This is a genomic window from Bradyrhizobium sp. USDA 3240 (assembly GCF_054063295.1).
On the sequence record NZ_JBSSGD010000002.1, the window covers coordinates 7,748,773 to 7,772,370 of the forward strand.

Annotated in this window: 14 protein-coding genes; 8 read left to right on the forward strand and 6 right to left on the reverse strand. The window is 60.2% G+C overall.

What is annotated here, in order from left to right:
* Nucleotides 1-443: 443 nt before the first annotated feature.
* From ACVIGA_RS37020 to asnB, 4 genes are all read left to right on the forward strand, one after another.
* Nucleotides 444-2,294 (forward strand): heparin lyase I family protein, encoded by a 1,851-nt coding sequence (locus tag ACVIGA_RS37020; protein WP_456669902.1) that lies wholly within the window; start codon nucleotides 444-446, stop codon nucleotides 2,292-2,294.
* Nucleotides 2,295-2,792: 498 nt separating this feature from the next.
* Nucleotides 2,793-5,537 carry a type I secretion system permease/ATPase gene (locus tag ACVIGA_RS37025; RefSeq protein ID WP_456669903.1) on the forward strand — a complete coding sequence of 915 codons (2,745 nt, stop codon included), beginning with the start codon at nucleotides 2,793-2,795 and terminating at the stop codon, nucleotides 5,535-5,537.
* On the forward strand, nucleotides 5,524-6,948 hold the full coding sequence (locus ACVIGA_RS37030) for an HlyD family type I secretion periplasmic adaptor subunit (protein ID WP_223973864.1): 1,425 nt from the start codon (nucleotides 5,524-5,526) through the stop codon (nucleotides 6,946-6,948). Before ACVIGA_RS37025 ends, ACVIGA_RS37030 begins: the two co-directional genes overlap by 14 nt.
* Nucleotides 6,949-7,308: 360 nt before the next feature.
* On the forward strand, nucleotides 7,309-8,976 hold the full coding sequence (gene asnB, locus ACVIGA_RS37035) for an asparagine synthase B (protein WP_456669904.1): 1,668 nt from the start codon (nucleotides 7,309-7,311) through the stop codon (nucleotides 8,974-8,976).
* A gap of 20 nt (nucleotides 8,977-8,996) precedes the next feature.
* Here asnB and ACVIGA_RS37040 read toward each other — a convergent pair whose 3' ends face one another.
* The 4 genes from ACVIGA_RS37040 to istA form a co-directional block, all read right to left on the reverse strand.
* Nucleotides 8,997-10,157, reverse strand: coding sequence for a GNAT family N-acetyltransferase (locus ACVIGA_RS37040; RefSeq protein WP_456669905.1), 1,161 nt, complete (start codon nucleotides 10,155-10,157; stop codon nucleotides 8,997-8,999).
* Between the two features lie 344 nt (nucleotides 10,158-10,501).
* Nucleotides 10,502-10,939, reverse strand: coding sequence for a hypothetical protein (locus ACVIGA_RS37045; protein ID WP_194455079.1), 438 nt, complete (start codon nucleotides 10,937-10,939; stop codon nucleotides 10,502-10,504).
* A 499-nt stretch (nucleotides 10,940-11,438) separates the two neighbouring features.
* Nucleotides 11,439-12,302: an IS21-like element helper ATPase IstB gene (gene istB / locus ACVIGA_RS37050; protein WP_166107168.1), complete on the reverse strand. Its 864-nt coding sequence runs from the start codon at nucleotides 12,300-12,302 to the stop codon at nucleotides 11,439-11,441.
* Nucleotides 12,302-13,801, reverse strand: a complete 1,500-nt coding sequence (gene istA / locus ACVIGA_RS37055) for an IS21 family transposase (RefSeq protein ID WP_166309211.1) — start codon at nucleotides 13,799-13,801, stop codon at nucleotides 12,302-12,304. The genes istB and istA overlap by 1 nt, the downstream gene beginning before the upstream one ends.
* 1,750 nt (nucleotides 13,802-15,551) lie before the next feature.
* Here istA and ACVIGA_RS37060 point away from each other — a divergent pair.
* Complete coding sequence (locus ACVIGA_RS37060; protein ID WP_456669906.1) at nucleotides 15,552-16,790, forward strand: heparin lyase I family protein; 1,239 nt, start codon at nucleotides 15,552-15,554, stop codon at nucleotides 16,788-16,790.
* Nucleotides 16,791-17,829: 1,039 nt separating this feature from the next.
* Here ACVIGA_RS37060 and galE read toward each other — a convergent pair.
* Together galE and ACVIGA_RS37070 are read right to left on the reverse strand one after the other, a co-directional pair.
* Nucleotides 17,830-18,840 (reverse strand): UDP-glucose 4-epimerase GalE, encoded by a 1,011-nt coding sequence (gene galE / locus ACVIGA_RS37065; RefSeq protein WP_456669907.1) that lies wholly within the window; start codon nucleotides 18,838-18,840, stop codon nucleotides 17,830-17,832.
* 221 nt (nucleotides 18,841-19,061) lie between these two features.
* Nucleotides 19,062-19,847: a LuxR C-terminal-related transcriptional regulator gene (locus ACVIGA_RS37070; RefSeq protein WP_456669908.1), complete on the reverse strand. Its 786-nt coding sequence runs from the start codon at nucleotides 19,845-19,847 to the stop codon at nucleotides 19,062-19,064.
* A 610-nt stretch (nucleotides 19,848-20,457) separates the two neighbouring features.
* Between ACVIGA_RS37070 and ACVIGA_RS37075 the strand changes: the two genes are divergently transcribed.
* The 3 genes from ACVIGA_RS37075 to ACVIGA_RS37085 all read left to right on the forward strand — a co-directional run bounded on the left by ACVIGA_RS37075 (nucleotide 20,458) and on the right by ACVIGA_RS37085 (nucleotide 23,598).
* Complete coding sequence (locus ACVIGA_RS37075; RefSeq protein ID WP_456669909.1) at nucleotides 20,458-21,111, forward strand: LuxR C-terminal-related transcriptional regulator; 654 nt, start codon at nucleotides 20,458-20,460, stop codon at nucleotides 21,109-21,111.
* A gap of 765 nt (nucleotides 21,112-21,876) precedes the next feature.
* On the forward strand, nucleotides 21,877-22,446 hold the full coding sequence (locus ACVIGA_RS37080) for a 4'-phosphopantetheinyl transferase family protein (protein WP_456669910.1): 570 nt from the start codon (nucleotides 21,877-21,879) through the stop codon (nucleotides 22,444-22,446).
* 150 nt (nucleotides 22,447-22,596) lie between these two features.
* Nucleotides 22,597-23,598, forward strand: a complete 1,002-nt coding sequence (locus ACVIGA_RS37085) for a thioesterase domain-containing protein (protein WP_456669911.1) — start codon at nucleotides 22,597-22,599, stop codon at nucleotides 23,596-23,598.

The window sequence follows — 23,598 nt, forward strand, 5'->3', positions numbered from 1 at the left end:
ACTTTGCATCGGCAAGCTTGATCGCGAGCAGCTATGTGCAAGAAGGGCTGCATTCGGCGGGATCAGGGATCGCTCACGATGGCGAGCGTTCTCATTGTTAATATAAGTGGAGAACTTTTTTATTTCTCCTGTGACGATCACGCTGAATTTAGCTGCAACGGCAAGCACATGCCGCCGGCGCCGCCGGTTTTGCAGTTTCAAACTATCGCCATGTTAAATAATTTTTTCGCCATACTCGCTCATTAACCAACCGACCCAGCAGTTGGGGATGGGCGATTCGCACTGCATCGGAATGTGCACGCAGTTGATGCTGCGATGCATCGGAAATCCGCTCGTGGCGTAGGCGTTGCGAGTGCGTGGTATGTCGCGCGCCTTCGCGCTGCGGCCGGAAATTCCCTTGTAAGCGTCAAAGAGAAGCATCTCTTGACCCATGGAGGCCTGAATTGGATACGACTGGGACAATCACATCATTTTCTTCCACACCGATGACGAGGTTTTCGATCGGGGGCGACGTCTACGGCGTGCAGGATGCGAGCACGAGCTACAGCCTGACCAATCCTGACGCGCAAACTCTGCGCTTCCAAGTCCAGCAGGGTGATCATGCCTGGTACGACGACTCATCTGTCGACCGCTCCGAGGTTTCGGGCGCGGGCAACATTCCCGGCGGCACTCCGATCAACTTGAACTATCAGTTCATGGTGGAGGCAAATGGCCCAAATGGGTCATTTACGAATACGGCAGATGGCTGGTTCATCGTCGGGCAGATGCACAATGATGATAACTCGAGCGGCGTGGGCACCTCGCCGCCGTTTGCGATCCAGCTTGTCGGCGATCATCTGCAGGTTGTCGCCAGATATGTCCAGCCGGGTCAGAACCCGAGCAACGGGGCCGGCAATGTGCAGATGCTCACGCTCTGGACCGACCCCAATCCGATCCAGACGGGCGTGTACAACAATATCCAAATTCAGGCCGACGTTTCGAACACCGGTGGCGGCTATTTGAAGGTCTCGATCAACGGGACACAGGTCGTGAACTACAGTGGCCCCCTGGGCTATGGGCAGGCCACCAATTGGGAATACGGAGTCTATCGGTCGACGGCGCCCGAGACCGTCGCCGTCGATTACCGAAACATGACGCTGTTGACGGGATCGGCGGCGACGTCGGCGCCGACGCAGCCGACCACACCGACGCAGCCCACCACGCCGACGCAGCCCACCACCCCGAACGTCGCGCCGACAGTGACGCAGGCGTCCGCTTCGCCGGGGACCGGGACCGAGCATGTCGGCGATGTCGTCACGTTGACCCTCACCTTGAGCGAGACCGTGACCGTCACAGGCAAGCCGACGCTGTCGCTCAATGATGGCGCCAGCGCCACCTATGTTGGTGGCTCCGGGACAAATACGCTCACCTTCCAGACGACGGTCGCGTCGACCAATACGAACACCTCGGCGCTCGCCATCACCGGGGTCAATCTCGCGAGCGGCGTGAGCATCAAGGATTCCGGGGGGCTTGCCGCTAATCTCTCGGGCGCGGTGAAGACATTCTCCGGTCTTCAGATCTCGAACACGCCCATCATGCCGACGCAGCCAACCACACCGACGACGCCAACCACACCGACGACGCCGACAACTCCGTCGACGCCGACGGTGACCACGCCGGTGCTCTCCGTCGCGGACAGCTCACTCACGGTGAACGGCAGAGGCGGTCATATCGACCTGGGGACAACGCTGTCGACGACCGATCCCAACGATAAGGTCAGCCTGAACATCAAGGGGCTGCCGAAATATGAGACGATCACGACCGGCGACGGCACGACGTTCAGGGGTGGCAACATCACTCTGAGCTCTGCGCAGGTCGCCAGCGGATTGACGCTGACATCCTACTACAGGGGCAGTGCTCATCCGGTCGCGACTCTCACCTTGACCGCGAGCGCGAAGGACCCGGTGACGGGGGCTGTGACGTCGGCGACGCCGCAGACCATCACCGTCACGGATCCTCGGCCGTCCGCAACCTCAGGGAGCACGACAAGCTCAGGGAGCACGACAAGCCAGGGCCATGGACTGCACCACCACCTTAGCTCGGCCAGCAATACGCTGGCAGCCACCGTGCCGCAGACCACCTCTTTGGCGAATTACGATACGGCCAAGGGGTCCCAGACGAGCCATAGCTTCGCGCTGCTGAACCAGTATCTGGCCGGTAGCTCCGGTCGGGTCGACGGGGGACAGATCGCGGCAGCGATTTCGAATGGCGCCGCCTGGATGCAGAACTCGTTCCTGACGAAGCCGCACCACTGACGACCTGCCGCACCCGGGCACCTTGCGCCCGGGTGCGGCACCGTCAATTTTTGGGACGTCACGCGGCAAAGTGGTCGGCCAGCAGCCGCGACGGGAAGGTTGAAAAGCCAATCCGCAACGGAGGGTTGCCGGTTGCCGCCGATTGACGGACAATCGCCGTAAGAATTCTGATTCGATACTTCGTTGTGAGCGTAAAACGCCTGAGTTTAGGTCAGTTTCCGGGCACAACTTGCATGTGTATAAATCCACAATTCGAAAGTTTTTTCGCCATTTTTGCTCGTTAACCAACCTGCTCAGCCAGTCGGGGGGGCAATTTCAATATCCCGTCGCGCTGAAATCTCCTCGCGGTTCGAGGCCCTAACGCTCTGATGATTGCTTGCGCCGTTTTGGCCGCAAGCACGCGTATGTCGCGTATCCTCGGATAGGCGTCATTGGAATTCCATGTGCATGCAAAGGACCACAAACGCAGGCGGTAGCCGCGAAGGGTAGAGTAACGAAATGGCGATCCAGAACGGAAATGCCCACGCAACTCCAGATCTAGGGTTTCGAGCGCTGGCTCTGTTCCTGCGCCTTCATGGCGTGAACACCGAACCCGATCAGCTCCGCGATCGTTGCGGAGACAATGGGATAGGCATCCGCGGAATGCTTCGTTGCGCGCGCGAATTCGGGGTCAAAGTCCGTGCGACAACAATGGATTGGCCGCGGCTGGCGGGCATCCAGCTGCCTGGCATCGCTTCGCTGCATGACGGCGGATTCCTGCTTCTGGGAAAAATCGAGGACCAGGTAGCGCTTGTGCTGCACCCGACCTCGTCGCATCCGCGGCGGATGACGCGTGCGGAATTTGAGGCGATCTGGGATGGCGGCTTGATCTCGCCCGGCTCACAGAGCCTCACACACGGCGCACGTCATGCGGTTGCCGACATCGGCGCCCGAGCAGTTGGCCTAGGCGCCGGCCTGATGCGCCACGCCGGTGGCCTGCTGGTGCTTGCCCGCGACGGCTTGACCAAGGCCCGCGATACCGTGTTGACGAATGCGTCCGGCATGCGGGCGCGCTTTACCGCTTCCGGCGATGTTGCGAACGAGGCCGCGGATACCGGATCCCCGGCTGCGAGCGCCGATCCGGACGACGTCGACGAATCCGGGCTCATTGCGCTCGCGATCTTGCTGCGTTGCCATGGAATTGCTGCCGACCCCGCCCAAATCCACCACCGGGTCGGCGCGGCGCGCGTTGGCGTTACTGAAATCTTGCGCTGCGCGAAGGAGTTCGGGCTCAAGGCAAGGGTGCAGCGGACCAGTTGGGACAGGCTTGCGGTCACGCCGCTGCCGGGAATTGCACTGCTGCGCGACGGCAGCTTCCTGATTCTCGGCAAGCTGATCGACGGCAAGCTTCTCGTTCAGCGCCCGCTGTCTCCGCGCCCTGAAACCCTTACCCAGGCCCAGCTCGAGGCGATCTGGGATGGTGGCCTCATTCTGATGGCCCGGCGCGCCAGACTGACTGATCTCGCGCGACGCTTCGATATCGGCTGGTTCGTCGGCGCCATGCAGAAGTATCGCCGCCTGCTCAGCGAGGTGCTGGCGGCGTCGTTCTTCCTTCAGATCTTCGCCGTTGTCTCACCGTTGTTCTTCCAGGTGGTGATCGACAAGGTGCTCGTGCATCGAAGCATGAGCACGCTCGATGTTCTGGTCATCGGCCTTGTCGTGCTGACTGTGTTCGAGGCCATTCTCGAGACGCTGCGCGTCTATCTGTTCGCGCATACGACAAACCGTATCGACGTCGAGCTCGGTGCCAGGCTGTTTCGCCACCTGATGGCACTGCCGATCGCCTATTTCCAGACCCGTCGCGTCGGAGATTCGGTGGCGCGCGTCCGGGAGCTGGAGAACATCCGCCAGTTCCTGACGAGTTCGGCACTCACGCTGGTGATCGACCTTCTGTTCACGGTCGTCTTCCTTGTGGTGATGTTCTACTACTCGACGACGTTGACCTGGATCGTGCTCGCGTCTTTCCCATTCTACATCGGCATATCGGCGGGAGCCGCGCCGCTATTCCGCGCGCGCCTCGATGAGAAGTTCAATCGCGGCTCCGAGAATCAGGCCTTCCTGGTCGAAAGCGTCACCGGCGTCGAGACCTTGAAAGCCATGGCGGTCGAGCCACAGATGCAACGCCGCTGGGAAGAACAGCTCGCCGGCTATGTAGCCGCAAGCTTCCGCGTGCTCAGCCTGAACAATACGGCGAGCCAGGCCGTTCAGATGATCAACAAGCTGGTCATCGCCGCGACCCTTTACTTCGGCGCGCGGCTGGTCATTGGTGGAGAGCTGACCGTCGGCGAACTCGTCGCGTTCAACATGCTGGCTGCGCGCGTCAGCACGCCGGTACTGCGGCTTGCACAGGTCTGGCAGGACTTCCACCAGGCCCGTCTGTCGATCGATCGTCTCGGCGACATCCTCAACACCATTCCGGAGCCGAGCTTCACGCCGTCCCGCGCGGCTTTGCCGCCGATCCGCGGCCAGGTGAAGTTCGAGCACGTGACCTTCCGCTATCGCATCGACGGCCCCGAGGTGTTGCACGACGTGTCCTTCAGCATCGAGCCGGGCCAGGTCATCGGTATCGTCGGCTCGTCGGGGTCGGGCAAGAGCACCGTCACCAAACTGATCCAGCGTCTCTATGTTCCGGAGAGCGGACGCGTGCTGGTCGATGGCGTCGACCTCGCAATGGTCGACCTGAGCTGGCTACGGCGCCAGATCGGCGTCGTGCTGCAGGAAAACGTGCTGTTCAACTGCACGATCCGGGACAACATCGCACTGACCGATCCGACCATGTCGATGGAGCGCGTCATCGAAGCGGCAATACTGGCCGGCGCGCACGACTTCATCCTGGAACTGCCCGAGGGTTACGACACCGTCGTGGGCGAGCGCGGCAGCAGCCTGTCTGGCGGACAACGCCAGCGTATCGCAATCGCGCGCGCGCTGATCACCGACCCGCGCATCCTGATTTTCGACGAGGCGACCAGCGCGCTGGATTACGAAAGTGAGCGCGCGATCCAGCAGAACATGAGGCGGATTTCCGCCGGCCGGACCGTGGTCGTTATCGCTCACCGGTTGTCGACTGTACGTAATGCCGACCGGATCATCACGCTCGAGCATGGCCGCATCGTCGAGGACGGCAGCCATGATGAGCTGATCCAGACCAATGGCCGTTACGCGAACCTTCATTACCTGCAGGCCGGTATCCATGACGTCCGCTAGTCGCAACATCGTCCCGTTTCCGAGGCGCGAACTCCGGCGCCGGGAGCACGAGCTTGCATTTCTGCCGGCGGCGCTCGAAATCGCCGAATCGCCGCCGTCACCGATCGGGCGTGCGATCGGAGCGAGCATCATCGCAATGTTCTGCATCGCACTGTTGTGGGCGACGCTCGGCAGCGTTGATATCGTCGCCACGGCGACTGGCAAGATCGTGCCCGGCGGCCGCACCAAGCTGATCCAACCATTCGAGACGGGTGTGGTCCGCGCCATCAAGGTCCGCGATGGCCAGAGCGTGAAGGCCGGCGACGTTCTGATCGAGCTCGACCCAACGATGACGGAAGCCGACCAGGAGCGTCAGAAGAGCGATCTGCTGGCGGCCGAACTCGACGCAGCGCGATTGCGGGCGGCACTTACAGCCGATCCGCTCGCCGCTTTCCGTGCTCCGCAGAACGCCAGCGCCGCCGAGATCGAGATGCATCGCCAGTTCCTGATCAGCGAGCGCGCCGAGCAGAATGCCAAGCTTTCCGAAATCGAGCGGCAGCAGGGGCAGAAGGAGGCGGAGCGGGACACGACATCGGCGAGCGTTGCCAAGCTGGAAGCAACCATCCCCGTGCTTCAGGAGAGGGTCGATATCCGCAAAGGCCTCGTCGAAAAGGCACTGGCTTCCAAGGTCGTCTATCTAACCGAGTATCAGGAGCTGGTCGCCATGCAGCAGGATCTTGTGCTGCAGAAGAGCCGGCTGCGCGAAGCCGATGCGGCGATCGCGCTACTGAAGGAAACCAAGGAAAAGGCTGCCGCGGAGTATCGTCGCGCGACCTATGACGCACTTGCGAAGGCCGAGCAGAAGGCCGCCAGTGCGGCGCAGGAGGTCGTCAAGGCGGACCGACGCACGAAGCTCCAGCGTCTGACCGCGCCAGTCGACGGGGTCGTGCAGCAGCTTGCCGTTCATACGGTGGGCGGCGTGGTGACCCCGGCTCAGGCGCTCGCAGTGGTGGTCCCCAGCGAAAGCCAGCTCGAGATCGAGGCCATGCTCTCCAACCGCGATATCGGATTCGTCCATCCGGGGCAGGAGGCGGAGATCAAGATCGATACCTTCAGCTTCACGCGCTACGGACTGCTTCACGGCGACGTGCTCAGCGTGTCGACGGATGCCATCACGCGCGACAGGACGCAGGGGTCGAATGACCGTGCATCGGGCGCCACGATGAGCAGCAGCGAGCCGAAAGGTCAGGAGCTGGAATATGCCGCGCGCGTGTCGCTCGACCGGACGCACATGCAGGTGGAGGACAAGCTCGTCAAGCTCGGCCCGGGCATGGCGGTGACGGTCGAGATCAAGACCGGTACGCGCAGGATCATCAGCTACCTGCTCTCGCCGCTGGCGAGGTACAAGCAGGAAGCGTTGCGGGAACGGTAAGCAGCCGTCTTGCTTGGGCGAGGCCTTGTGCCGCCGGACCAAGCCGGGCGCCACGCAGGCCCAATGCGGAAGTTGGAAAGGTCCGGATCGACGGTGACGCGATCCGGGCCTGCGCATCGCCGCTCAGACGTGGCAAGGCCCTGAGGCAACAGCTTTTCCGCCTTATACCGATCTCGCTGCCGCTCTGAGGGCGCGGCGCGACACGGCGCTTACCTCCGGGCAGCCTCTCAACGCATTCTGGTTACTTCGGATGGTGTGCTGTTCAGCTTGCGAATTCAATGCCACTGTTGGGCATTTCAGTTCAATGCAAGCGCTGATTGTGGCGGGATAGATCAGCCGGCATCGGAGGGGTTAATCACCTTGTGCGGCTTCGTCGGCATATTCCAATTCACAGAATCGTTTGAATCGGCTCGCAGCCGGGCGCTGGAAATGGCGAAGACGGTCAGGCACCGCGGACCGGATTGGAGCGGCATTTATTCCAGCGAACGCGCGATGCTCGCGCACGAACGCCTTTCCATCGTCGACGTAGAGCACGGCGCCCAGCCCCTTCTCGACGTTGTCGCGGGGCGGGCGTTGGCTGTGAACGGAGAGATCTACAACCATGTCGTTCTGCGCGACGCACTGAAGCGGCCGCACGATTGGAAAACGAAATCGGACTGCGAGATTATCCTGTATCTCTACGATGAGTACGGACCAGCTCTGTGCAACATGCTGAGTGGCATTTTTGCGTTTGCCCTCTTCGACGAACGTACCGGCGAGTTCTTCGTCGCCCGAGACCATATCGGCATAGTGCCGCTTTATATCGGATGGAGCGGGGACGGCGTAACATATGTCGCCAGCGAAATGAAAGCTCTCGATCCGGTGTGCGAGACGATCCAGGAGTTTCCGCCGGGACATTACTATAGCGGCAAAGCCCGCGAATTCGTCAGGTGGTACGATCCAGAGTGGGCGCATGCCTTTCCAACCAAAAAGGCGTCGCTGCACGAGCTCCGGACGTCGCTCGAGACCGCAGTCATACAGCAAATGATGTGCGACGTACCTTACGGGGTACTTATTTCCGGCGGGCTCGATTCATCGCTCATCGCAGCGCTCGCAGCACGGCACCGCTTCAAGCGGATCGAGTCTGGGGAGACCGAGGAGGCTTGGTGGCCAAGGCTACACTCGTTCTCCGTGGGCTTGGAAAATTCGCCCGACATGAAGTATGCGCGTAAGGTGGCGGCTCACATCGGCACGGTCCATCATGAAGTTGTATTCACTGTGCAGGACGGGTTGGACGCATTGCCCGATGTGATCCGGCACCTGGAAACCTTCGATGTCACCACCATCCGTGCCGGCACGCCGATGTATCTGATGGCGCGCAAGATCAAGGCGATGGGCATCAAGATGGTGCTGTCTGGAGAAGGCGCCGACGAGGTGTTCGGCGGCTATCTCTACTTCCACATGGCCCCATCAGCAGAAGAATTCCACGAGGAGACCGTTCGAAAGCTCTTTGCGCTGAGCAGGTACGACTGCTGTCGCGCAAACAAGGCAACCGCTGCCTGGGGGGTCGAAGCCCGCGTACCGTTCCTGGACAAGGAATTCCTGGATTACGCGATGTCGATCAATCCTGCCGAAAAAATGTGCCCCGGTGCGAAGATCGAAAAGGGCATATTGCGGGAAGCCTTTACCGACCTGCTGCCGCAGGAGATTTTGTGGCGTCAAAAGGAACAGTTTTCAGACGGAGTGGGGTACGGCTGGATCGAGTGCTTGAGGAATCATGCCGAAGGCAAGGTCTCGGATCAGATGTTCGCAGAGGCGGGTGAGCGCTTTCCGAAGCAGACGCCGACCTCGAAGGAGGGATATTTCTATCGGACCATCTTCGACAGCATTTTCAAGAATCCGACAGCCTGCCTAACCGTCCCCGTCGGTCCCTCGATCGCGTGTTCGACGCCGACCGCATTTCTCTGGTCCCAGCAATTTGCGAGCATGGATGATCCATCTGGAAGGGCGGTGAAAGGCGTGCATATTGAGGCCATTGACAACGTTTAGGCAGTTGGTGGCCAGGAAGTTCAATTTGCGTTTGCTGACCCGAAGAGCCGCAGCTTCGTTTTTGGCAGGTTCGTGACGATCGTTCGGAGCGTCCGTTTGGCCTCGCGGAGCTTCGTCTCGATGTGGCGTTCTGGACCGTCTCTGCCGATTGCGATCCACTTCATGGCATACTCGCTGTTTGACAGATGGGCCTTGTGCCCAGCGCCGCCAGCCAGGAAGTCGTAGCCGCTTTCCCCGCGCGAGATGCTGTCCTCGATGGCCAGCACATGGCTGACGAGCCCGGGCTTGAGCCGGCCATCGCTCTCATAGAGAAAGCCGCTTTGGTAGTTCAGGACACGGCCGCCATGCACGAAATTGTACACGACCCCAATCGTCTGGCCGGCAACCAACGTCCGTGAGATGCGGACAGCTCCCGTGGGTATTCCGCGCGCGATGAGATCCTCGTGGAACGGACGGAAGCCCGGATTTGCGAAAGCGCCCTTGCGTCCCCATCGCGACCGATGAAAGTCGCTTAGCAGATCGAACGCGGCCAAGGCTTCCGTCGTCGTTTCCATGATCCGGAATTCAAGGGGGCCTCGTTCAGCGTACAACCTCATGGCGCGGCTCACGGCCTGGCGAGTGCTGCGGCCCAGTGTGGCGCGATAATCCTTCTTTTGCTGACGGACTTTCGCGAAATCAACCCACAGGGCCGTATCAGCCTGTTTCACCTCGCTGACGAGCCCAGCCTGGCTCGCCGCGCGGCAAGCGGCCAACTCGAGGTCTGTATCAATTCCGGAAAGCACCAGCTGATCCGAGCGGCGCAAGCGGGACGTCAGCGCGTCGAGACCTGCCGGGATAATGGTGTCCGGTTGCTCTGCAAGAATGCTATTGCACTCGATGAACAGCCGGTCGAAACGGGTATCTCCCGATTCATTGAGCAGCCAACGTGCCCGCGCATGCGGTCCAAGACTCCAGGCTCTCCGCCGGCCAATAATCGCCAACCCGACGATCTTGCCTGACGACCGTGCTACGAGGACATGTGGTTGCGTGCCATCCGGAATATGCCGCAGCCAGGTGCCGATCCAGAGCCAGGACAGAAAGAACGAGTGATTGGCCCGAGCTTCGAGCTCCTGCCACGCGCTTTCAAGCCAGGCAGTGCTCTTCAATGCCTCCAGGCTTACATCGGTGACGGCGTCGGGCATGCTCATTCTTGTTCAACGCCAGAGGACCGCGAGCGCGCTTTGATGAGAGAACAAGGATCCTGCTGCAATGATCGCGCATGATCCCATGATCGGGCTGGCCTGGTCACACACGTATCCTTCTGGCGGCCACGCCGTCGGGCGTCTGTGACCGTCGCCTCGGCCGGGCGGATGGCGGTACTATATCGGGAATTCGACCTAGGTGCGGACCCTTTCTGGTTACCCACTCCTGCGACTTGTGCCTTCGGCGCGACTGTGCCGAGGGGCTGTGACCGGCCAGCTTTCGGCTGGTGCCGGCCGGCAGCCAGTGCTTCGGGCGCGCGCAATTTCCGCAATTGTGAGAACGACTACGATGGTCGAGATAGAGCCTGAGCCGAGGCCAGGAACGCTCCGAGTTGCTCGACCAGATCTGCGGCGATCGACTGGTCGACCATCAGAATTGTGGTGCCCGGTGTTTTGTCGGACGACCAAGCGCCCTGAGCGGAGATCGCAGCATGGTCGGAACGCACCTTCACAAGCACGCGGGTTCTCTCGACGTTGAGACGCTCACCGACGAGATTGGTCCCTTCCACAGCGCCGCCGGCAGTCTGCCTGCCAACAGCGACGGGCGAAATCTCCAGGATCGCCTGGGCCAGCCAGATCGCGTGCTTGTAGGGAATCGTCCAAATTGCCGAGCCATGATCGGCGTCAACATCAACTCTGAATGCCAGCCCGTCATCGGAGCTCTCAATCCCGAGAAAACCCTTGATGGTTTGTCGCTCAAGCGTGCCGTCTCGATTGGTCAACGCGGGCCTCAATTTTGCTTTCGCGCTAGTGAGCGTTGCTATTCCGAATTCCACCTGTTTTCGAGTGAGCTGATCGCTCCGCAATTGGGCGGGACCGTCGCTCCCTAGGCTGGAGCGGCGATCCCTTATCGCACGATATGTCTGGTCGGGGTGTGGGTGTCCGCCAATCCGCACGACTGGGAACACGATAAATCGGCAAATGCCTGCGGCAAATTGCCATTCTGAACTAGTCCTAACTTAAGAGATCCAACAGCACGTCGCCTCTTGGGGCAAAGGTATTAGCGCGCTGCAACAATCGCAGACTACTGGTGACGAAATTCAAGAGAGACGTAGATTCAGTGGTCGAGGTTGGCCGCCACAACCTCCGAAGCCCCGTAGCCCCAGCTCCCCTGACCTTGGCGACGCCGGCGGGGATCCAGTCGTCGCCTGGCCGCGACAATCCAGAGGCTGAGGCGACCTTACATTCCCGCGCAAAAGCAGCTTTCAACCACTCCGGCTGTCAATCGGCGTTCGACTGGGACCCCCTATCGGCATCCAAAAGGGACCCCTTTGATCGGCGTGCTCTGCTGGTAGCGCTCGGGTCGTCGGAGCTGGTCGGGGTTGCGGAGACGGCGCGAGCGCGGGTTGTTTGAACATCGTCGCGGCTTTTGAATCGCCAGCTGTCGTTGCCGGTCTCGACGATGTCGCAGTGATGGGTCAATCGGTCGAGTAGCGCGGTGGTCATTTTGGCATCACCGAACACACTGGGCCATTCGCCGAACGCAAGATTGGTGGTGACAATGATGGAGGTGCGCTCGTAGAGCCGGCTGATGAGATGGAACAGGAGCTGACCGCCGGATTGCGCGAACGGCAGATAGCCCAGCTCGTCGAGAACGATGAAGTCCATGCGGGTCAGATGCTCGGCGAGCCGTCCCTGCCGACCGTTGCGGGTCTCGGTCTCGAGCCGGTTGACGAGGTCGACGACGTTGTAGAAGCGTCCTCTGGCGCCATCGCGGATGCAACTTCTGGCGATGGCAATCGCCAGGTGGGTTTTGCCTGTACCGGTGCCGCCAACCAGCACGACGTTGCGTTGTTGGGCGATGAAGCCGCCGCCAGCGAGATCATTGACGAGAGTCTGATTGATCGGCGTGCCGTCGAACTGGAAGTCGGCGATGTCCTTGGCGAGCGGCAGCTTTGCAATGGTGAGCTGGTATTTGATCGACCTGGCTTGCTTCTCGTTGATCTCGGCGTTGAGCAGGTCGCCGACAATGCGTTGAGGCTCGTGCTGGCGCTTGACGGCAGTTGCCATGATCTCGTCGAAGGCAGCCTTCATGCCGTAGAGCTTAAGTTCGCCCATGAGGTCGAAGATTTGGGTTCGTTCCATCAGATGGTCCTCCGGAGGTTGTCGTAGCGGGCACAATCGGCGATCGGTGCATGACGGAGCGTCAGTGCGGCCGGCGTCATGATGTTGGCCGGTGGGGCGGGTTCACGTTGACGGGCCAGGATATTGAGAACGACATCGGCGGAATGGACGCTGTGACTGAGCGCTTCGGCACAAGCCGCTTCCACCGCGGACAGACCGTCAGTCAGCACCGCGGTGAGGATGTCGACCATCTGCCGATTGCCATCGTCGGTGCTGGCCAGCTTGCGCCGGATCCGCTCGATCGCGGCCGGCAGCACCCAGTCTTTGAAGGGAGCACCGTTGCGCAAGGCGCCGGGTTTGCGGGCGAGCACCGGCACATAATGCCAGGGGTCGTAGACGGTATCGCCGCGGCCAAAGGATCGCGGGTGCTCGGCAACGATACGTCCATCCTGACGGATCACGATGCGATCGGCATAGGCTTGAACCTCGACCGGTCGTCCGACTGCACTGGCTGCGACCGAGTACTTGTTGTTGTCGAAGCGCACCAGGCAGGTCTTCGAGACCGATGCTGTCACCGCATGGAAGCCGTCGAAGCGGCCGGCATAGGGAACGAGTTTGGGGCGTTCGGCTTCGAACACGTCCCAGATCGTCTGATCGACCAGCTCCGGATGGCGATGAGCCTTGGCGTAGGCGATGCACTTGTCGAGCAGCCAGGCGTTTAACTCGTCGAGGTTTTTGAACCGCAGCCGCGGCGTGAAGAAGCGCTCCCGGACCAGCCCGACCTGGTTCTCGACCTGCCCCTTCTCCCAGCCCGACGCTGGCGTACAGGCGACCGGATCGACCAGATAGTGGCTGCACATCTGCAGGAAGCGGCGATTGTAGAGACGGCCTTTACCGACAAAGATCGTCTCCACCGCGGTCTTCATGTTGTCGTAGATGCCGCGGGTGCAGGTGCCTTTGAACAGGGCGAATGCCCGGTCGTGGGCGTCGAACACCATCTCCTGCGTCTCCCGCGGATAGGCCCGCACGAACAGCATGCGACTGTGACAGAGCCGAACATGAGCAGCCTTCACCATCACCGTGGTGCCGCTCAGCAGGACCACCTCGTGGCTCCAGTCGAACTGGTAGGCTTCGCCTGGTGCAAAGCTCAGCGGCACATAAGCCGACGCTGTCGAGGTGCCGCGTTCCTTGGTCCACCGTCGGGCGTATCGACGAACCGCATCATAGCCGCCGGCATAACCCAGGCCGCGGAGTTCCTCGAATAGCCGGATCAGCGTCAGCCGTTCCCGCGCCGCCTTGCTCTCATTCCCTGCCAGCAACCGATCAAGCTCGGCACTCCAGGCACCCATCTTCGGGAGCGGCTGCGTCTCGCGCTCGTACCGGAACTCCGTCGCTTGAGAACGAATGACCTTGCGAACCACCTTCCGCGATACGCCAAGTTCTCGGCAGATCGCCTTGATCGGACGACCATCAACAAAGTAGGCGCGACGGATCTTACCAATCGTCTCCACCACCAGCATCCCAACCTCGGCTTCCATGACTCGATGGAAGCCACTGTGGACCCTTATCCCGGGGTCCCGATTGGATGCCGATCACCCCGAAACGGGGTCCTTATTCCATGCCGAAACACAACTCCGGCACGGCTGCTGAAATAGGCACAGCGCCCCGGTCGGTGCTGTCCAAGTAAGGCCACTTGCAGGAGCGGATTGGGCCATTGGCGCACCATCATTGCAACAACAAAACCCCGTGTAACTCCGACGGGGTGAGTTCAGGCCCAAGCCTCGCACCCTGGTAACGGCCCCGGTCTATCGCCCAGATCGGGGCTGTTTCTTTTCGGCGGAGCAGCGGCCGGAGGGGATCGACCTGGAATCGATCTGGCTCGTCGCCCATGCCTTGCAGAAGCAGGCATCAAGGAAGGTGGCGAGATGATCGTCGAGATCACGAGCTCAAAGAGTACTGGGCGAAACCAAATGAAGAAGGCCGCCAAAAAAGGCGGCCTTGCTCAGCGGTCCCAGTATTGGCTTCCGACATTCAATTGGGCATTAGTCCCGGCGAGGACAGTCTCCCGCTCAAATGGGCACTTGTCTCTGCGTACCGGGCGAGCTTGATCAGCGCTTCCTTGGCTGCACACGGGGCCAGAGCTGCGGCCTCGTTCCGAAGCTCGCTAGCTCGCTCTGCAAGCCGTGCTTCGAGTGTATCTCTCTGAACCACGCGTTGGCGTAACTGTCCCATGCGCTTTCCCTCGAAAGGTCCCCACCCGGAACTTACGATTCCAAGCCTTAACCGAGCGTAAAAGCTCCCCCGGAGCACGGTATTCTGAGACGCCAACACGGCGCCAAGAGGGCGCCAAATGGGACAAATTGCGAATCGCCTGGCAACGCACAGCTTTTGCGGAAGTCCCCGGGAGGACGTCCGAGGCCATTCCGAGGCGGGAGTTGGCGTTTTCATGCCGACTTGAGCGCCACTTGCGCCTGCCTTGGTCCAAGATGCGTCGAGCGATGGAGTTCGTTGCAGATAGTGTGTCGATCTCGCAACGTCTCAACAGTTTCGCTGGGTATGGGGCTGGTTGGGCTTCCCGTCGCTGCCAATTCGTCGTCTAATCATGACGGACCTCCGGCGGCGATTTTATTTCCAAGACGTTCATTTGAAATCGGGTCCAAGAGGTCGCTGTCCAGCGCCAGCGGCCTCTTCGTTTTGCTTCATTGAATTGCAAAGGACCGTCCGATGCCGCTACAGGTGTGGGCCGTTGCCGCTTCGATCGGCTGGACAGCCGTTGTTGGCACGATGTTGCTGTATATGATTTTCGGCCCCGGCTAACCCTGCGATGCTGGCGTACGACCGTCGGCGAGGGGACACCACCGCGACACGACATGTCGCGGCCGACGTTATTCCAAGGCGATCACGGCCCCGACATGGCAGTGCGTGGAGCTTGCTTCAGCGCTGGCTCCGGCCACCGCGGGAAATGCTCGGGCCGCTCGGTTATCCCCGGAATTTTTGCCTAACGGCAGGCATCAGCCGGGCTTCTCATTGTCGCCATGCTAGCTCATTTTTTTTGCCATACTCCCTAATTAACCAAATCGAGTTTAGCAGTCGGGGGGCAATCCCACTGCAACAGAATGTGTTTGCGGTTACCGCGATACATTGGAAATCCGCTCGTGACGCAAGGCGTTGCGAGCGCGTGGTATGTCGCGCGCCTTCGTGATGCGCGGCAGTGGAATTCCCTTGTAAGCGTCAAAAGAGAACAATCTCTGCGACCCACGGAGGTCTGAATTGGATACGACCGGGACAATTACATCGTTTTCTTCCACACCGATGACGAGGTTTTCGATCGGGGGCGACGTCTACGGCGTGCAGGATGCGAGCACGAGCTACAGCCTGACCAGTCCTGACGCGCAAACCCTGCGCTTCCAGGTCCGGCAGGGCGACCATGCCTGGTACGACAGCTCGTCTGTCGACCGCTCCGAGGTTTCGGGCGCGGGCAACATTGCCGGCGGCACTCCGCTCAGCCTGAACTATCAGTTCATGGTGGAGGCAAATGGCGCCAACGGGTCATTTACGAATACGGCAGATGGCTGGTTCATCGTCGGACAGATGCACAATGATGATAACGCGAGCGGGGTGGGCACCTCGCCGCCGTTTGCGATCCAGCTTGTCGGCAATCATCTGCAGGTTGTCGCCAGATATGTCCAGCCGGGTCAGAACCCGAGCAACGGGGCCGGCAATGTGCAGATGCTCACGCTCTGGACTGACCCCAATCCGATCCAGACGGGTGTGTACAACAACATTCAAATACAGGCCGACGTTTCGAACACCGGTGGCGGCTATTTGAAGGTCTCGATCAACGGGACACAGGTCGTGAACTACAGCGGCCCCTTGGGCTACGGGCAGGCGACCAATTGGGAATACGGAATCTATCGGTCGACGGCGCCCGAGACCGTCGCCGTCGATTACCGAAACATGACGCTGTTGACGGGATCGTCAGCGACCGTCACGTCGCCATCAACTCCGACACAGCCAACCACGGGCACCACGACCGACCCAACCACCACCCCAACTGCGACCACCACCCCGACCACCATTGTCTCGCCGGCTATGACGCAGGCCACCACTTCACCTGCGACCGCGGTAGTCAGCCCGGCGGCGACTGTCACGACGACCGACCCCAGCGTCCTAGGCGCCATGGGAGCGATGGGAGCGATGGGACTGGCGCCGACATCGGCGTCCGGTTGGTCGGCGCCAGCAGCCAGCGCAAGCGCAGCAAGCCTGCCAAGCCTGGATTTTTCGCGTTTCGGATTTGACACCGATGGGCTGGCGACCGCCGCGCCGCAGACGACCAATTGGTGGGGAGATCAAGGCTCGGCCGCCGCGTCTCAGGCAGGCAACAGCTATGCGCTGCTGAACCAGTATCTGGCGGGTAGCTCGGGTGGGGCCAATGGCGGTATGATCGCTGTAGCCATGAGTGGCTCTGCCTGGACACAGAACTCGTTCCTGACCAAGCCTCAGAGCTAAAGGACTGCCGGTCCGCGCAGGGTTCATCTGCGCGAGGCCCGTTCTCCTACGTGACACCTCGGGCAAATCGGTCGTCCTTGGCCGAACGGGTTCGCATGTGAGACCCGCTCTCGCGGCATTCGAGCCGCGTGATCTTTTTGCGTACCCCAGGCCGGCCCGAGGTTCGGCCTGTGTCACTTCGTTCTAGCGAAGCATTGGGCCGTTGATCTCCTCGATGTCGATCCGCCCGTCCTGACGGGCTCGAATGTTCGAGAGTGGCTCCATTGGTCTGCGAGCGCCTTCCCGGGATCCGCTTACAAAGTAGCTGCGCCTGAACCGGTGGTCGTGCCGGCACGAGCGGTCCTTGAAGCGTTGTTCAGTTTTTCGCGAGGCGAAACAGCAAGGGCCTAAGGCGATATCGAAGCAAAATATTGGCGGGCGACACGCAGCAAGTGAAGCGCTTTTCCCAGCGGTCCCACCGCGTTGTTCGGCGTCCTTTCAGTACGTGATCTTCGATTACCAAAATGAGTACCGCATATTAGGTCAGCAAAACTTCCCGAAAGCAGTCAAACCTCGCTGTTGACCTGGAGCATCCCTGGAGAGGACTGTGGATCGACTGGCTATCATCGCACTCGCGATCGTAATCGCGGGGCTTCTGAGCGGCGGCGTCTATTCAGTGTCGAGTTCAGGCCTCAGCACTGCAATAGTCATCAATCGCTTCACCGGCGCAGCGTGGTCGTGCAGCGTCGTTTGCGAACTCATCGAAACACGCCGGAATTCAAAATGAGGCATCTTGGCCTCGACGCGCACATGATCTGCGGCGGATCAGGCCAAGGGCCGGCGGCTGGACAGGTCTGGCCTAAATCACGAGGTAAGCTACGGCTCAATTCCGAGATGGCGTAGTCGCGCCTGCGGCGCTCGCTGGCTCGTTCTTGTCGTCGGACAGACAATTCCCCCGGAAATGTTGTTTGTGGCCATTGGCTGCCTCCATCAGGCCGCTGTCGCGCGCCTGGAGGAGGTGAGGGCAGTCCGACCATCCGGCCGAACCGTCGCTTGCCGTCTAGCTGCTGCGATAGCCAGTCGGGTTCTGCTTCTGCCACCGCCAATGATCTGTGCACATCTGTGTGAGCGATCGCTGTGAGGTCCAGCCCAGCAGATTTTTGGCGAGTGTCGGATCCGCGTAACAGGTCGCGACATCACCGCCCCTGCGTTGGTCGATCACGTACGGAACTGGCCGGCCACTCACGGTCTCGAATGTCTTGATCACCTCCAAGACGCTGCTGCCGCTTCCCGTTCCGAGATTGATGGTGACAACGCCGGGTTGCCTCAGCTCGCGCAAGGCGCTCAGATGTCCGGATGCAAGATCGACGACATGGATGAAGTCGCGGATGCCGGTGCCATCCGGAGTATCGTAGTCATCTCCCCAAACATGCAGCTTCTCACGTCGCCCGATGGCGACCTGCGCCACGAGCGGCAACAGATTGTTGGGCACGCCGAGCGGGTCTTCTCCGATGAGCCCGCTTTCGTGGGCGCCGACCGGATTGAAATAGCGCAGGATGGCGATCCGCCAATCGCCGTCGGACCCATGGAGATCCCTCAGAATCTCCTCGACGAAATACTTTGTGCGGCCATACGGATTTATTGGGCCTACGGGATGCTTCTCGTCCAGCGGCAGGTATGCGGGCGTGCCATAAACCGTTGCGGAGGAACTGAAGACCAGTGTTTTCACAGCGGCGCGCGACATCGCCGACACCAGCCGCATCGTCCCAACAACGTTGTTTTGGTAGTACGTCATGGGTTGAGCGCTGGACTCACCGACCGCCTTGAGCCCGGCGAGGTGAACGACCGCGGTCACGCCGTGCGTGCGCAGGATCTCGTAAATCGCCGCCTCGTCGCAGATATCGATGTGCCGGAATACGAGCGATCGCCCGCAGATGGCCTGCACCCGTTCGAGCGATGCACGATTGCTGTTGCAGAGATTGTCGACCGCAACGACATCCAGCCCGGAGTCGAGTAGGGCGACCGCGATGTGTGACCCGATATAGCCGGCGCCTCCGGTCAACAGGATCATTCTGATTCCATTTCCATTCCGCGTCTGCCCGCGCACGATCACCAGGTATTGGCAGTTGTCCTGGCAACGTCCGCGTCAAGCGTTTGCGCTGAGACCAAAGCGGCCGGCACCAACGGTGCCGATCGCCACATCGATGGGTGCCGCATCCGTCGATGCGGCACGAACTCCGGCTCGAGATGTCCGGCCGAAAGCTTCGCGGTGGGTGGCCGAACCGATTTCGGCTATTTCCGCAGTCGGATCGCCCCTTCGGCCTTCGAACCGATATCCTTGCGGGCGTGGCCGTTCGCAAGAGGCACTTCGAAGTAGTTTACCGCATGGTCGATTGAACCGATCGGCGCGGGCCGGCCTGTCCTCGCGATTTTCGGAAGTTCTCGTCTTGGCGGGAGGAGGCGTTCGGTTGCGTCAGCGGCCGGGTACGTCGTCGGCCCGTTTGATGGCCGAGCTGTAGGTCGATGGTTCAGCCCCCAGATCGCCGCCTGTGTTCTGTTCTGAACACGAATCTTGCGGAGGATCGCCTTGATGTGAACCTTCACCGTCGCTTCCGCGATGTCGATCTTGCGCGCGATGCACTTGTTGGAATCGCCTTCGATCAGACACTGGAGAATGGAGATTTCTCGCGGCGAAAGCTGCTGTGCGAGCCTGTTGTCCGCGCCCGTCACGGCATGACTGTCATCGAGGCGTGGAGGGACACCGTCCGCGTCGCGCTTTTCGATATCAAGAGCGGACGTCAGGAAATCGGTCGGAAACACCGTTCCGCCCATCATGACGAGCTCGATGGACTTGATGAACGCATCGCAGTTCATCACGTCGATGAAATAGCCGGTGACGCCGGCTCGGATAGCCGCAGTCAACTCGCTCAGTCGGTAGTGATCTGCAACGACGGCAATGCGTCCGTCCGCGTGACGGCGCTTGAAAACAACACTCGATCTGCTCGATTGTGGGTCCGAAATCATCGCCGCTGTGAACCACCAGGAACAGTGGCGGACAGGTTGCAGCGCTTCCGACATTGACCTTGCCAGGCAAATCGTCAACATCGGAGATTGAAGCAAAGACTTGAAAATTTTCGGAGTTTAGAATTCTGGCGAGACCCTCTTTCCGAAGACTGTTTTCGCCACCAAGCACAATAGAAAAAGAATATTGTCGTCTCATGGAACTCTCCTGGACGCTACAAAATATGAAACAGGCTCATCGGTTTAATCCGACTCGTTTCTTGAATGGCTTGCCAAGCCAAAACATCGCGACGCATTGAAATTGCTTCTTCAGATTCCGGTCGCTTGGACTGAAGTCTGGGGCGAAAAAGCCCTGAGCATGCGTCAAAAGATTTACTAATATTAGATGCTAATCCCCAATATCCCTATATACCGTTGGTTATAGACAGTCCTTGGAATGTCGCCCGTAATATTATCCCCGTGTTTTGACGGGCTTTGGGTTCCGGAGACTTGTCGAATGGCGCTCGCTCAGGGCGACGTCGATACCATGATGCTATTTAAGATTGTAAAACTGCCGGATTTCGGCATACCCACGATGAGAAAATTTGACTTGAATGCCTCAAAGTGAAGTAGCTTGGAGCGATATTGGGTGCCGATTTGAACTGGGGGGACTGAGGATTGGCGGGAAATGCATTTCAGTCGTGTGGTCATTGCTAGCAGATATCCCGTTGTTTTACTGGGTCTGAACTGTCTGCTGGAAGCAGAGCTTGATTTCAGGGTTGCTGCTCGATGCAGCGATAGTGCGTCTTGCCTAAATGCAATTCGCGCGCTCGTGCCCGATATCGCCATTTTGGACATATCGATGCCTGACATTTTTGGGCAGGCATTGCTCGATATCGCAAATTTCCAGACTCCTGCTGTCCGGCTCATCTTCCTCGCAACCTCCGTTGAGGATCGCGACCTCACCATGTTGGCGGAAGTGGGCGCCTTTGGCGTTATCCTGCATGACGAGGAGCCCGAAACTCTTCTGCAGACATTGCGGCAGGTCGCCGACGGCCACAGGATGCTGCCTGCGCCTTCGAGCGAGGTCTCTATCTCTTCTGGGCAGTCCGCGATTTTAGAGAAGCATCTTGCCGTACTGACGGACCGGGAGCGTCAGATCATGCGCCTGGTATCGGAGGGATTGTCAAACAAGGAGATTGGCCGTCGTTTGAAGGTAGCTGACGGCACCATCAAGGTTCATCTCCACCACATCTTTCGCAAGCTCGAGATCGGCAACAGGACAGCTCTGGCTACGCTCGCGGTCTCATACGCAGGGCAAAGCGGCTTGCCTTCCGATTAGCACCAACCTCTTTGACTTAGGACGATATCAACCGACCTGGCGCTTGGGTGCACGGTGTATTGGATGACCGGTGACCGCAAGCACAGCTTCACCGCATTGGTTTGTGCTTGACCGGCGATGGCGCCATTCAACGGCCATCGCATCGCAACTGCTCCCTCGCGAGCACGCTTTGTCCCAGGGCATGCCCCAAATGGGCCATGTCGAGATCGATCGAGTCTTTCCGGCGTGACTAGCCCAAGACAGACATAGCCCAAGACAGACACTGATCGAGGCGGCACGCGAACTCCGTCAGCGCGACAATTAGGCAGGAAGCCAAAGCGTATGAATGACAGGGGGCCTAGGTCTTTTGATGTAGCCGTCCATACATCTAAATATCCATCAGGGCTCCTTGTCTTCGCGCTTACGTGATTGTTCAATCGAAGAAATCCGCGTGAACGGGAGCCGCCGCTCCAGAAGGAATGCTCCGGTGCGCACGAGCGCTCCTGCGATCGGAATCCAGGTATGACGCTTGACTGGCCTGAGCTCGACCTTACCCGATTTTCCGGCGCGGGCGGGGCTCGTGGGGCGTTGGCTTTGAGCCAGAATTTTCACGTTGCGTTGGCCTGCTCGGGGCCTCGATTGTTGCCGCCCGCCGAATGCGACGTCAGTCAGACACTTGTGGAGCCAGCAGCGTCCTTTCCGAGCTTCCTTGATGAAGGAGTTGAGCCGAGGGCAGGGATCGTAGTGCCGGTTCTCGAGGATGACTGCTTGGAGGTTCTCGCATGCATGCTCGATGTGAAGCAGGAGGTCGTGCGTGGGATAGGCGCCTTCCTCAGCGAAGCGGAACGCAGACGCGCTGAAGGGTTGAAGTCGGAGCGGGATCGCCGCCGCTTTATTGCTTGCCGTGGTCAGCTGCGCCAGATCCTCGCTTCCAGGTTGGGAATCTCGCCGTCCGATGTCGAGCTGGAATATGGACCGCTGGGTAAGCCCCAGCTCTCTCACCGCATGCCTTCGCGCAATTTGCACTTCAGCGTCTCTCGATCCGGAGACGTGGCAGTCGTCGCCCTCTCGACCGGGCGAGAGGTCGGAGTGGACATCGAGGCAGTACTCCCCGTGCCCGAAGCGGACGAGATCGCTGCGCTGTGCTTTTCCGCCTCCGACTACGAGTCTTATGCTGCCCTCGGTCCGGGCGACCGGCTGGAAGGCTTCTTCCGGCGTTGGACCCGGCTGGAGGCTATTTCCAAGGGCCTGGGATGCGGCTTGGGATACCCCAGTTCCTCGGACGAAAGGGATTGGGTTGTCCGAAGTTTCATACCTAAAACGGGGTATCTCGGGAGCGTGGTTGTTCGGAAATGAATGGTCGTCCGGACTGGAGCGTCCGCGATGTAATCATTCACTGAGGATAGCGGGAGCCCGGCCAACTTGCTGGAAGGGCACGCAAGTTCACTCCAAGCCGCGCTTGTTTGAGACACCTCGCGGTCGTAGTCGAGAATACGGGAATAACCGATGCAAGCGCGCGTGACGCAGTTTTCGGAACTGCTCGCAGACCTCGCGGTCAAGGACATCAAGGTCTGGGTAGAGGGCGATCGGCTCCGGTGCAGCGCCCCGGCCGGCGCGATGACGGCGGAGCTTCGCGATCAATTGCAGGGGCGAAAGGGTGAGATCATCGCCTTTCTGAACATGGCCACCGCCACGGACACGCAACAGCCTGCAATCATTCCCTTGCAGTCGCGCGGATCACGCACACCAATCTACGCTGTACCGGGGCATGTCGGAGCACCCTTCTCATTCTCGGACCTGTCGAAGCACCTGGGCGGCGATCAACCGTTCTACGCACTTCAACCGCCTGGCTTCGACGGGCAGAGCGAGCCGATGGACCGCGTCGAAGATATCGCCGAGTACTTCGCTCGCCAGATCGTTCAGTATCAGCCGGTCGGTCCGTACATCATCGCTGGTTACTGCTCCGGCGGTCCAACAGCCTTCGAATTGGCCAAAATCCTCACAAAGCGCGGAGCGGACGTTCATTGCGTCGCTCTGTTTGGTCCTCTTCACCCCGCCACCCATCAGGAACTGCTGCGTCTGCTGTACTTCACTGCCTGGGGGACGATCCGATCGGTCCGGAGATCGATGGCGCAGTTGCCGACATTTGGCGCTCGTCTCCGATATTTTGGCAATCGCCTTCGCGAGCGCGCCTTCATGCCCCTCGTTCGCAAGGAGCCTGTCACGACAGATCCGGTGCTGGCCAGCAGAGCTCTGCTCAAATCCACGGCGATGGCGGCATTTCGGCGGTACACTCCGACTCCGTACTCAGGCCGCGTGTGCATCTTCCTTCCGAACAGGGCCTGGCTGCGATCGGGCGCAGCGCCTCATCGATGGCGGCTCGTGGCGCCCGATGCCGAATTCCATTTCGGCCCCGAGGACTGCGACGAAGTCTCGATGCTGGAAGAGCCTGACGCACCTGCCGTCGCAGAGCTCTATCGCCGGGCAACGCAGAAGCTCGGAGATTGA